The organism is uncultured Erythrobacter sp. (assembly GCF_947499705.1).
Classification (GTDB): Bacteria; Pseudomonadota; Alphaproteobacteria; order Sphingomonadales; family Sphingomonadaceae; genus Erythrobacter.
Window position 1 is genome coordinate 401,751 of the sequence record NZ_CANMPJ010000002.1, and the last position, 12,227, is coordinate 413,977.

11 protein-coding genes are annotated in these 12,227 nt (G+C 60.6%); 10 read left to right on the forward strand and 1 reads right to left on the reverse strand.

Going from position 1 to position 12,227, the window contains the following annotated elements:
• The first annotated feature begins 14 nt into the window (after positions 1-14).
• The 10 genes from gmd to Q0837_RS14845 all read left to right on the forward strand — a co-directional run bounded on the left by gmd (position 15) and on the right by Q0837_RS14845 (position 11,726).
• The gene (gene gmd, locus Q0837_RS14800) at positions 15-1,082 is read left to right on the forward strand and encodes a GDP-mannose 4,6-dehydratase (protein WP_298470667.1); all 1,068 of its coding nucleotides are present in this window, start codon (positions 15-17) and stop codon (positions 1,080-1,082) included.
• A 3-nt stretch (positions 1,083-1,085) separates the two neighbouring features.
• Positions 1,086-2,057: a GDP-L-fucose synthase gene (locus Q0837_RS14805; protein WP_298470669.1), complete on the forward strand. Its 972-nt coding sequence runs from the start codon at positions 1,086-1,088 to the stop codon at positions 2,055-2,057.
• Between the two features lie 4 nt (positions 2,058-2,061).
• Positions 2,062-2,853, forward strand: coding sequence for a WecB/TagA/CpsF family glycosyltransferase (locus tag Q0837_RS14810; RefSeq protein WP_298470671.1), 792 nt, complete (start codon positions 2,062-2,064; stop codon positions 2,851-2,853).
• A 118-nt stretch (positions 2,854-2,971) separates the two neighbouring features.
• Positions 2,972-4,018 (forward strand): Gfo/Idh/MocA family oxidoreductase, encoded by a 1,047-nt coding sequence (locus Q0837_RS14815; RefSeq protein WP_298470673.1) that lies wholly within the window; start codon positions 2,972-2,974, stop codon positions 4,016-4,018.
• Positions 4,015-4,926 carry a hypothetical protein gene (locus Q0837_RS14820; RefSeq protein ID WP_298470674.1) on the forward strand — a complete coding sequence of 304 codons (912 nt, stop codon included), beginning with the start codon at positions 4,015-4,017 and terminating at the stop codon, positions 4,924-4,926. The genes Q0837_RS14815 and Q0837_RS14820 overlap by 4 nt, the downstream gene beginning before the upstream one ends.
• Positions 4,923-6,053, forward strand: coding sequence for an NAD-dependent epimerase/dehydratase family protein (locus tag Q0837_RS14825; protein WP_298470676.1), 1,131 nt, complete (start codon positions 4,923-4,925; stop codon positions 6,051-6,053). The genes Q0837_RS14820 and Q0837_RS14825 overlap by 4 nt, the downstream gene beginning before the upstream one ends.
• A 4-nt stretch (positions 6,054-6,057) precedes the next feature.
• Positions 6,058-7,539 (forward strand): O-antigen ligase, encoded by a 1,482-nt coding sequence (locus tag Q0837_RS14830; RefSeq protein ID WP_298470678.1) that lies wholly within the window; start codon positions 6,058-6,060, stop codon positions 7,537-7,539.
• Between the two features lie 15 nt (positions 7,540-7,554).
• The gene (locus Q0837_RS14835; RefSeq protein ID WP_298470680.1) at positions 7,555-8,277 is read left to right on the forward strand and encodes a polysaccharide biosynthesis/export family protein; all 723 of its coding nucleotides are present in this window, start codon (positions 7,555-7,557) and stop codon (positions 8,275-8,277) included.
• Between the two features lie 15 nt (positions 8,278-8,292).
• Complete coding sequence (locus Q0837_RS14840) at positions 8,293-10,497, forward strand: polysaccharide biosynthesis tyrosine autokinase (RefSeq protein WP_298470681.1); 2,205 nt, start codon at positions 8,293-8,295, stop codon at positions 10,495-10,497.
• The gene (locus Q0837_RS14845; RefSeq protein ID WP_298470682.1) at positions 10,497-11,726 is read left to right on the forward strand and encodes a hypothetical protein; all 1,230 of its coding nucleotides are present in this window, start codon (positions 10,497-10,499) and stop codon (positions 11,724-11,726) included. The genes Q0837_RS14840 and Q0837_RS14845 overlap by 1 nt, the downstream gene beginning before the upstream one ends.
• Here Q0837_RS14845 and Q0837_RS14850 read toward each other — a convergent pair.
• Positions 11,723-12,214 (reverse strand): hypothetical protein, encoded by a 492-nt coding sequence (locus Q0837_RS14850; RefSeq protein WP_298470683.1) that lies wholly within the window; start codon positions 12,212-12,214, stop codon positions 11,723-11,725. The genes Q0837_RS14845 and Q0837_RS14850 overlap by 4 nt on opposite strands.
• Positions 12,215-12,227 lie beyond the last annotated feature (13 nt).

Consider the following 12,227-nt stretch of genomic DNA (forward strand, 5'->3'; position numbering starts at 1 on the left):
CCGAAAGCATTTTGATGACTGGCAAGAAAGCACTGATCACTGGAGTTACCGGGCAGGACGGCGCGTATCTTTCGCGGCTGTTGCTCGATCAGGGTTACGAAGTGCATGGGGTGAAGCGGCGCTCGTCCTCGTTCAACACCGGCCGGATCGAGGATATCTATCAGGATCCGCACACCGACAATCAACGCTTCGTGCTCCATTACGGCGACCTGACCGACAGCACCAACCTGATCCGCATCATGCAGGAAGTGCAGCCGGACGAGGTGTACAACCTCGCCGCGCAAAGCCACGTCGCAGTCAGCTTTGAAACGCCTGAATACACCGCCAACTCGGACGCCATCGGAACCTTGCGTCTGCTGGAAGCGATCCGCATCCTCGGGCTGGAGAAAACCACCAAGTTCTATCAGGCTTCCACCTCCGAGCTTTACGGCCTCGTGCAGGAAGTGCCGCAGAGCGAGACCACCCCGTTCTATCCGCGCTCCCCGTACGCAGCCGCAAAACTCTACGCCTACTGGATCACGGTCAATTACCGCGAAGCTTACGGAATGCATGCCTCCAACGGCATCCTGTTCAACCACGAAAGCCCGCTGCGCGGCGAGACCTTCGTGACCCGCAAGATCACCCGCGCCGCTGCCGCAATTGCGCTCGGCAAGCAAGACAAGCTCTATCTCGGCAATCTCGATGCCAAGCGCGACTGGGGCCATGCCCGCGAATATGTGCGCGGCATGTGGCTGATGATGCAGCAGGATGAGCCGGACGATTACGTACTCGCCACCGGCGAAACGACCGAAGTGCGCGAATTCGTGCGCTGGGCGTTTGAAGACGCCGGCATCCCGGTCGAATTCAAAGGCGAAGGGATCGAGGAAAAGGGTTATTCAACCGCAGACGGGCGCTGCCTGATCGAAGTCGATCCGGCCTATTTCCGCCCGACCGAGGTGGAACTGCTGCTCGGCGATCCGACCAAGGCCAAGGAAAAGCTCGGCTGGGTGCATGAAACCGGCCCGCGCGATCTTGCCCGCGAAATGGTGCAGGCCGATTTCGAAGTGATGCGCGCCGAAGACGTCACCAACGGAGACGCCTGAGTCATGGCATTCGGCGGTTCCTATGACCTGAAAGGCAAACGCGTGTTCGTCGCCGGCCATCGCGGAATGGCGGGATCGGCGATTGCCAGGCGGCTGGAAAGCGAAGGCTGCGAGATCCTTACGGCGACCCGGCAAGACGTCGACCTGATGGACCAGGCCGCGACCCGTGCGTGGTTCGCGCGTGAGAAGCCCGATGCGGTGTTCGTCGCGGCGGCGAAGGTCGGCGGAATCCTCGCCAATGACAGCTATCCGGCGGATTTCCTCTACGACAATTTGATGATCGAGGCGAACGTCATCGAGGCTTCGCATCGCAGCAATGTCGAAAAGCTGCTGTTCCTCGGTTCGTCATGCATTTACCCGAAATTCGCGGCCCAGCCGATGAACGAGGATGAGCTGCTTACCGGTGAGCTCGAGCCAACCAACGAATGGTATGCCATTGCCAAGATCGCCGGGATCAAGCTGGGTCAGGCCTACCGCAAACAGCATGGCCGCGATTACATCTCCGCCATGCCGACCAACCTCTACGGCCCCGGCGACAATTTCAGCCTGAAATCCAGCCACGTGCTGCCAGCGCTGATCCGCAAAGCGCACGAAGCCAAGCTGGCTGGCGCGGACAGCATGGAGCTGTGGGGCACGGGCTCTGCCAAGCGCGAGTTCCTGCATGTCGACGATCTCGCCGATGCCTGCGTGTTCCTGCTCAAGGAATTCTCCGATCACGGCCACGTCAATGTCGGCTGCGGCGAAGATATCTCGATACTGGACCTTGTTAAGCTGGTGAACCGCATCGTCGGGTTTGAAGGCGAGATCGTCCATGATCTCTCCAAGCCCGATGGCACCCCTCGCAAGCTGCTCGACACCGCCAAGCTCACCGGACTGGGCTGGACGCCGTCGATCCCGCTCGAAGAAGGCATTGCCGCAACCTATGACTGGTTCCGCGCCGAACTGGACGCGGGCGCGATGCGCGAAGTGGGCTAGCACCATGGGTAAAGCGACACCGGAACACCGGGTCATGGTCGATGGCTTTCCTATCGATGTCGACGATCACGAAGACGTGCTGGCGGCGATGGACAGGGCGATCCAGGAACGCTCGACCGGCCACTACATCTCGATCACCAACACTGAGAGTATCTATCACGCGCGGCGCATTCCTTCGCATGGGGACTATGTACGCGGCGCAGATTTCTCGCTGTGCGACGGGGTTGGCGTGATTATCGCGGCCAAGGCGGCGGGCGACGAGGTCACCCGCTATAATGGCCCGATCCTGCAACTCGATGCTTCGCGCTACGGTGCCTCGCGTGGATGGCGGCACTATTACCTTGGCGGGGCGGATGGCTCGGCAGAGGAGATGGGCAAACGCCTGCAAGAACAGTTCCCCGGCATGATCGTCGCGGGGATCTACGAGCCGCCCTTCCGCCCGCTCACCGCCCAAGAACGCGCCGAAGTGATCGCCGATATCAAGCGGACCAAGGCCGATATCGTCTGGGTCGGACTGGGCCTGATCAAACAGGAAGCGATGGTCGCAGATTTGCTCGAAGAGGCCGATGTACCGTGGATGAGTGGTGTGGGCGGGGCATTCGATTACCATTCGGGCCGCATCCCTTGGTCCCCATGGATCATCCGCAAGACAGGGATGGAGTGGCTGTTCCGCCTCGTTGTGCAGCCCAAGGCGCGCGCCAAGCGGCTTTATTGGTCATTCGCATGGATGTTCGGCGCGATGGGGCGCGGTTTCGTCGGCCGGTTCAGCGGCAAGCAGAAACAGCTCGGCTCATGACGCTATCAGCCCGCCGCAACCGTTTGACTTGCCCTAGGCAAGCGCTAGAGACCGCGACAGAGTCGCATCTCCGGGACAATGCATTCCCGGTCACCTTCATTGCACCCGGATCAGGTTCATGACCACTCCACTCAAGTTCGGCATCATTGGCGCCGGGCGTATGGGGATCACCCATTATTCCATCGCCAACGCGCATGAGGATGTGAACATCACATCCGTGGCCGATCCGTCTAAGCTGATCACGGCTATGCTCGGCAAATATGCGAAGGTTTCGACCTACAAGGATTACAAGGGTCTGCTGAAAGGCGAAGAGCTGGACGGCGTGCTTGTCTGCACCCCTCCGGCTTACAACCCAGAGATCCTTGATGCGGTGCTCGAACACCGCTTGCATACATTCTGCGAGAAGCCGTTCGTGCTCGACGCGTCTGAAGGCGCACGCTTTGCGGCTGCTTATGATGCGGCAGGCCTGATCAATCAGGTTGGTTATGTGAACCGCTGGAACGACATGTTCACGAAGACCAAGGCGTTGGTCGAAGACGGCCTGATCGGTGAGCCATTGCGGTTCCGCAGCGAGATGTTCAGCCCGACGATCACTCGCGATGTCGGTGATGCCGGTTGGCGCGCAAGCCATGCCAATGGCGGCGGCGCGGTGTTTGAAATGGCGAGCCACGCGATCGACCTGATCGCCTATTTCTTCGGCGCACCGGATCGCGTCGGCGGGACCAGCCTGTCGAAGGTCTATTCGAAGCAGGTCGAGGACATTGTCTCGACTTCGCTGTTTTACGACAGCGGTCTGAGCGGCACGATGTACGTGAACTGGTCCGATGCGAGCTATCGCAAGCCGACCAACAAGTTCGAAGTGTTCGGCAGCGCAGGCAAGATCCAGGTCGATCAGCACGGCGCGAAGATCCACCTCAAGGAAGCAAGCGAAAAGTATGGGCTGAAAGAGGGCTGGAACCAGCTGTACATCACCGATGTGCACACCAATGTGCCGTTCTATGTTCGCGGGATCGAATACACCGCGCAGCTGTTCGACTTTGTTGCGTCCATCCGAGAAGGTAAACCAGTGCGCTGCACGTTTGCCGATGCAGCGGCGAATTTGCGCGTGATCGAGCAATTGTTCGCCGATGACGCCGCCATTCGCCGCGCAGGAGCCGCCGCATGACCGCCAAATACGAACAGCCGATCGACCGGATTGTCTTCGGCGACAACCAGTTCTTCGGCATCAATCACATGAGCCAGGACAAGGCGCAGGAACGCGCCGAACGCTTTGCCAAGCTCGAAAACGTGATGGCGGTGTACGACCACGCGATCGACGCCGGGATCGACGCGATCATGCTCAACAGCAACGACCGCGCGAAGGGCATTTGCGACGCATTCCGCGCCAATCCGGCGAAATACGGCCACCTCAAATGGTATCCCTCGATCCCCTATCCGCACAAATATGCCGCAATGGTCAATGACAAGGGAATGGTCGGCGCGGTTCAGGAAATCCTGTTCAACAAGGGCGCGAAATCGGCGCTCGGCAAGATGGTGCGCGGCGCGAGCGCGGTCGCCACGCTCGATGCGGTCAAGCTGATGAAGATGCTGATCGACGAGGAAATGGCGATCTATGACGGGCTCGATGTCCAGGTAGTCTTCCTACAGAACATTATCGTCGATCTCATGCTCGGTTACGACGTGCCGGACCCGTTTGTCGCCTATTGCGAGTACATCAAGGAACGGTTCGGTGCGTGGCCAGGGCTGATCACACAGAACCTGCCGTTCCTGCGTAAAAAGCTGGAAGAATGGGGCATCGAAGGTGTGGTGATCTGCGCTTCGGTGAACAAGATCGGCTATCTGATGTCGCCCGGCGTGCCCGAATACGAGGCTTTGCTGGCGACCAATGACGGCGCGAAATACCCGGTCATGGCGATGTCGACGCTCGCGAGCGGCGCGGTCCCGGCTCCGGAAGCGTACGATTACATCAACCGGCTCAACATTCAGTCGGTCGTGTTCGGAGCCTCTTCGCCCGGCAATATCAAGCAGACCGTGTCGCTGATCGAACCGCTCACGAGCGAGGCCGCCGAATGAATGTCCTGATCACCGGCGGTGCGGGCTTTATCGGCTCGCGGCTGGCCTTGCGGTTGGTGGGCGAAGGGCATGGAGTGACCGTGCTCGACAACTTCCTGCCGCAGGTCCACGGCGATGCGCCGGAAGAGACCGCGCTTTATGCCAAGCTGGCCGCTGCGACCAATCTGGTGCACGGCGATGTGACCGACTGCGCGGCGCTCGAACAGTTGGTCCCCAACCACGACGCCATCGTCCACCTCGCAGCTGAAACCGGCACCGGGCAGTCGATGTACCAGATTGAGCGCTACAATTCGGTCAACATTGGCGGCACCTCGCTGCTGCTCGATATTCTCGCCAATCAGGAACACAGCGTGAAGCGCGTGGTCGTCGCCTCCTCACGCTCGATCTATGGCGAAGGCCGCTATCGCGCGCCCGATGGCTCGTATGTCTATCCGACCGAGCGCGCCGGACCGGACATGGAAGCGGGCGATTTCGCGGTGAAATATCCGGGTGTCGAAGGCGAGCTAGCACTCGTTGCGACCGATGAAGACAGCAAGATCCATCCCAGCTCGGTCTATGGCATCACCAAACAGGTGCAGGAGCAGTTGGTGATGACTGTCTGCCCCTCGATCGAGATCGAAGGCGTGGCGCTGCGGTATCAGAACGTGTTCGGCCCCGGTCAGTCTCTGTCGAACCCTTACACCGGCATTCTCTCGATCTTTTCCAACCTGATCATGCAGGGCAAGCCGATCAACATCTTCGAAGACGGCACCGAAAGCCGCGATTTCGTGTTTGTCGAAGATGTCGTGAGTTCCACCGCACTCGCGCTGACTCACCCCGCCGCGGCCAACGAAGTTTTCAATGTCGGAACCGGCGTGCCTGTCAGCGTAATGACGGTCGCTCAAACGCTCGTCCGGCTGTTCGAGGCCGAAACCCCGATCAGCGTCAGCGGCAATTTCCGCTTGGGCGATATTCGCCACAACTACGCGGACATGACCAAGATCAACGATGCGCTTGGCTTCCAATGCGAATACGATTTCGAACGCGGCATCGCCGAACTGGTCGAATGGGCCAAGGCCTCCGGCCCGCAGGCGAGCGCCTACGAAGCCAGTCTTGAAGAGATGCGCAGCAAAGGCCTGCTGAAGTAACGTCATGGCCCGGTCGCGCTCCCCCCTGAAATATGTCGGTGCGCACGTGCCGTTCATCACGTTGGTGGTGCTGCTCGTATGCGCGTTTCTGATGGGCGGCGGATCGCGCGACGACATCACGTCGCTTATGTTCCTCAGGCCCATTGCCGTGATCTGTCTCGGCATCGGCCTCTACTCGCTGACCAAGAAGCAATGGAGAGAATTCAAGCTGCCGCTCGGATTCATGGCCGCCATTCTCGGCCTGATCCTGCTTCATTTGATCCCGTTGCCGCCTGTCATCTGGCAGGCGCTGCCCGGACGCGAGCTGGCGATTGCCGCAGGCGAAGCGGCAGGCGGGCTGCAACCATGGCGCGAAATCAGCCTCGTCCCTTATCGCGGCTGGAATGCCTTTTACGCCATGCTTGTCCCCGCTGCCGCCATGGTGTTGGCGGTCCAGATCGACCGCGAAGACCATCGCAAGCTGGTCTATCTCGTCATCGGAGCCGCTTTTGCGAGCGCTATCTGGGGTATGGTCCAGGCCATCGGTGGTTTTAGCCGAGCGCTGTATTTCTACGACGTCACCAACACCGGTTCACCCACCGGCTTCTTCGCCAACCGCAACCATATGGCGGCACTGCAAGTCTGCATCTTGCCGCTGCTGACATTGCTGGCGGCCCGGGCGAAGGGGCCGCGCAAAGGGCTTATCCAGACCGCGTGCGCGGCCATTGCAGTGCTGGCGATCATGATGGCGGCAGCGACCGGCTCACGCGCAGGGATCGCGCTGTCGCTCGTGTCGCTCGGGGCAAGCTGGCTGGTTTGGCGCGCCCGTCCAATGCGGCCAGAGCTGCGCCACAGGCGGCGCGACAGACGCCTGCCATGGGTGCCCTATGCCTTCGGAGCCTTCGGCGTCGCCATGCTCGGCGGGTTCGCCCTGCTGCTCACGCAGTCGCAAAGCTTCACCCGCATTTCCGGCACCAGCCCGGTTGAGGAATTCCGCTTCGTTGTGTGGGAAACGATGATCGAATTCCTGCCGCAATACCTGCCATTCGGATCAGGCGTCGGGTCGTTCGTTGAGATTTTCCAGGTGCATGAACCCAGCGACATGCTCGGCACCAGCTACTGGAACCACGCGCATAATGACTGGCTTGAATGGGCGCTTGAAGGCGGCATTCCGGCAATCGCGCTGATGGCACTCGCGCTGTTGGCCTTTGCGCGCAACACGATCGGATTGATCGCGCGCAGCAAGACCGGACAGCTTGAAGTCCATTTGGGGCTGGCCGGCGCAGTTGTTCTTTTTGTTCTTGGCCTTTGGAGCGCGGTCGATTACCCCCTCCGCGTCCCGGCGCTGGCTTGCCTTGCGGCGCTGGCATCGGTCTGGATGGCTTTCCCTCGGGCCGGTCAGGCTCTAGGCCAGTCAGATGGCGACGGGTTTGGTCAAAGCGCTGGAAAACCAGCCTTTATGACAAATGAGGGGTCGTTTCAGACACGGCCGCAGACAGATAATTGAAGGATCGCCGGTAGCATGAAGGCAATACGCAATTCGGCCATTCTGGCACTTGGAGCGCTGGCGCTTTCCGCCTGTGCGACGACGCCTGAACCCATCGGCGGCGCACCTGGTCTGCAAGTGATCGAAGGCGATCTGCCGCCTCCGATGGCGAGCGACCTTTACGCTAGCGCCGAATTTGGCGGAATTCGCCCGTTCGACACGCTCATGATTGACGTTTTCGGCATTCCGGAACTGAGCAATCGCCGCGTCCGGGTCGATGCCAATGGTGAGATCGGCTTTCCGCTGATCGGCAATGTCGATGTGTCGGGCATGACGACAGCCGAGATCTCGCAAAAGATCGCAGGCCGGCTCAAAGGCAACTACATCCGCGAACCGCAGGTCACGACCAACCTCGTTTCCTCGGAGAACCGCACCTTCACCGTCTATGGTGAAGTCAATCAACCGGGAGTCTTTCCGGTTGTCGGCGAAGCTACGTTGATCGAAGCGGTAGCAACCGCCCGCGGTCTGGCCGAGTATGGCAATGCCCGCGATGTGATTGTCTTTCGCACCGTCGGCGGCCAGCGCATGGCGACGCTGTATAACCTCGATGCGATCAGTCGCGGCGCCTATGACGATCCGCGTATCTATCCGAACGACACGGTCGTCGTGGGCGATTCCGATGCGCGCCGCCTGTTCGACGATGTCGTTGGCGCGGCCACCATCCTCGTCACGCCGCTGACCATTCTTCTCAATCGATAAGGCGGAATAGTAACCGTGAACGCCATTCAACCCGCCGATCAGAACGACGCGATCTTCGACACCGCCGAAAACAATGGTGGCTACGAACAAGCTGGCCGCGAAATGCCGCTGGTGCGCGAATATCTCGGCATCCTCGAGCGCCGCAAATGGGTAATCCTTGCGATCGTGACGCTGGCGCTGCTCGCCGGGCTTGTGCTCACGCTGCTGGCAACGCCGCAATACACGGCGTCCTCGCGGATCGAGATTAGCCGTCAGGATCAGCGCGTCACCAATGTCGAAGGGCTGGAGGAAACCGATCGCCGCTTCGATCAGGAATTCTACGACACGCAATACGAATTGCTCGCCGCACGCAGTGTGGGTGAGCGGGTTGCGCGTGAGCTGCGCCTCGCGAACAATTTCGCGTTCTTCGAAGCGCACGGATTGGACCCCGAAACCACGCCGTGGCTTGGCTCGGAAGACGCGGCGACCAGCCGTGAGACGCTGGAAAGGCGGCGCAAGGCCGCTGTTGGCTTGCTGCTCGGCCATATTTCAATCTCGCCCATCCCGCGTTCGGCTCTGGTCGATATCAGCTACACCAGCGCCAATGCGACGCTGTCAGCACAGATCGCCAATGAATGGGGCGAGCAATTCATGGCGGACAGCATGGACCGCCGGTTTGAATCGACCGCCGATGCGCGCTCGTTCCTCGAACGGCGCCTGGCCGAACTGCGCCAACGGGTCGAGGAATCGCAGACTCAGCTGGTGAATTATGCCAATTCCAAAGGCATCGTGGTGCTCGACCGGGTCGAACAAGACGGTCGGACGGTCTCGTCACCGACGCTGGTGCAGTATGACCTTCAGGCGATGAACCAGTCGCTGCTCGAAGCAACCGAGCAACGCGTTCAGCTCGAAGCACGTGCCCGTGCTGCGGGCGGTACCAATGCCGATCTGGTCAACAATTCCACAATCAATGCGCTGCGTCAGCAACGCTCAGCTGCCGAGGCGGAATATGCTCGGCTGATGGTGCAGTTTGAGCCTGGCTATCCCGCCGCGCGCGCTTTGGAAGTGCAGATTGAAGAGCTTGGAAAGGCCATCTCGCGCGAGGAAAGTCGTGTGCGGGGAAGCACGCAGGCAGACTTCCAGGCGGCTCAGGCACGCGAGAACGACCTGCGCGGCAAGGTTGCAGCGCTGACAGAGCGTCTGAACACGCAGGAACGCGACCGGATCCAGTACAACATCTACCAGAACGAGGTGGACACCAACCGCGAGCTCTATGACGGGCTGTTGCAGCGCTACAAGGAAATCGGCGTTGCTGGTGTGGCGGCGAACAACATCACTCTGGTTGATCAAGCTCAGGTCCCGGGAGGCCCATCGTCGCCCAACCTGCCGCTTAATCTACTGGTTGCGCTGTTTGGCGGTCTCGCCGTTGCAGGCGCTGCAGTCTTCGCGCTTGAACAGTTCGAAGAGGGTATCCGCGACCCAGCGCAGGTCACGCCGCTTACGGGATTGCCATTGCTCGGTGTTATTCCGTCCACACCCAACGACGACGATGTCATCGATCTGGTGCAGGATCCGAAATCGGATGTGTCCGAGGCCTATCTGACCGTGCGGTCGAACCTGGCGCTGGCAACCAGTTCCGGCCTTCCGCGCGTGTTGATGGTGACCAGTACACGCCCGGCAGAGGGCAAGAGCACCACTGGCTTCGCGCTCGCATCGGTTCTGGCGCGGACCGGCAAGAAGGTGGTGATGATCGACGCCGATATGCGGTCGCCATCGGCGCATAAATTGCTCGAGCTGCCGAATGAGAGCGGCTTCTCGAACATTCTTGCCCAGCAGGCCGAAGCCAGTGCAGTGATCCAGCAGACCGAATTCGAAAACCTTTCGCTGATCTCCGCTGGCGCAAGCCCGCCGAGCGCCGCCGAGCTTTTGAGTAGCGATCAGGTGAAGGAATTGTTCGATGCGCTGGGCGACCGGTTCGATCACGTCATCGTCGACGCTCCGCCGCTGCTCGGCCTGGCCGATGCTCCGCTCCTGGCACAGGCGGTGGACGGCGTTGCCTTCGTGATCGAAGCGCGCGGCGTTGCAGCACGGGGCATCAACAACTCGCTCGATCGACTGCGCAGCGGCAAAGCGCCACTGGTCGGCGCGATCTTCACCAAATTCGAAGGCAACGGGCTTGAAGGTTACGGCTACGGTTATGGCTACGGCTATGGCTATGGCCGCGACCGGGACAACGATTGATGGTCAGCTTGCCGCGTCCAACCGGGCGTTTGCTGGCCGCCGTCGCGGGCACTTTGCTTGTCGCCTATGGCGCAGCCACCAGCGCGGCGGTCAACGTGTTCCATTCGGACTTGCCGACCCTTGCCCTGTCGATTGACGACGACGATCCCGTTGCGCTTGTCCGTAACGCGCAGATCAATCATGCGGCAGGCATAATTCCAAAAGGCGGCGACAACGCGATTCTCGGCATCGTCCGCCAATCGGTGTCCGACCTTCCGATCAACGCCTCGGCCTTTCGCCTCTACGGCCTGGCAAGTGCCGCCAATGCCGATCTGCCTGGCGTGCGCGAGCAGATGGCGGTCTCCGAACGGATGGAGCGGCGCGATGCGGGGGCGCAGTTGTGGCTGATCCAAGACGCAGTGGAGCGCAACGATGTCGCTGGCGCGCTCAGGCATTACGACACCGCGCTGCGAATTGAGCAATCGACCAGCGCCGTGCTCTATCCGGTGCTGACCGACGCGCTTGAAAGCGAGACCATTCGCGAGCGCTTCGTCCCCTACATCAAGTCCACACCCCCGTGGCTTGAGAGTTTCCTGCGGTTTGCCGTGTCCAACACCAAAGACCCTGTGGCGATTGCGGAGCTAGCGAAACTTTCAGGCGGTTTCCCCGAAGGTTCGGCCTATTCCTCGCTTGATCGCGAATTGCTCACACAACTGGTCGCAAAGGAAAACTACCGCGAGGCAATCGATCATTTCCGGCGCATCAACGGTGCGGACAAGACTGTCGCCAACGGGCTCGAATTGACCGGTGCATCGACCGCCGAAGCCTACAGCCCGGTGACATGGCAGCCCTTCTCCATCGACGGCATCGAACCATTTGTCCTTGCGTCAGCCCAGGGCGAAGGGATGGTGGAGATCGAAGCCGAAATGGAAGCCGGCTACACCGGACCGGTGGCGCGCAAACTGCTGGCGCTTGAGCCCGGTCGTTACTCGATGAGCGCGTCATTCCGCGCGGAGGATTTCGGCACGCAGGATCAGGCCAGCTGGCGCATTGTCTGTGCCGGTAGCCAGGGTGCCGATCCGCTAGTGAACGAAGTGTTCGACATCGCAGAAGAATTCGAGATGGACGCCGCGTTCACGGTGCCCGCCGGATGCCCAGCGCAATTGGTTCTGGTGTCGGCCGATACGACTATCCGAACCGGCTATCTCAAGCTGGTGCTGGCCGAAGCCAGGCTCTCACCGGCGAATTAGAGCGCCAGCTGCGCGCCAGTCTGTGCGCTCACATCGTTTCCAAACCGCCGCAAGCAAGCAATTGCCAACTGCGCCTGTTCGGTTGTTTCGTCCGCCTTTTCAGCCCGACGGCGCGCGATTGCGGCCGCGGTTGACCCGGCCACGTCAGTGGCAGTTGCCTTCACATCTTCAGCTCGCGCTTCGAAGTGATCTTCGGCACGGCCCAGCAAAGCGATTTCGCGCGATTGCGGGTTGTCCGACATTTGCGCCAGTCGTTCCGCCGTCAGGTCCAATGCCGCAGCGCAATGCACCGCGATTTCGAACAGACCATCGCCCTCTTCTGTTACCTCTCTGCCAATCGACAGGGGTAAGGCAGCTCCGGGCGGATCAGTTGCCTCGGCGACACTTCCCTCCGCTGCATCCTGGCCTGAAGAACAGGCAGCCGCAGCCAGCGCGATCAGGCACGGAGCGAGCAATAGAAATGGGCGACGCTGGAGGGGGATAGTCATGCCGCGCTCTTGT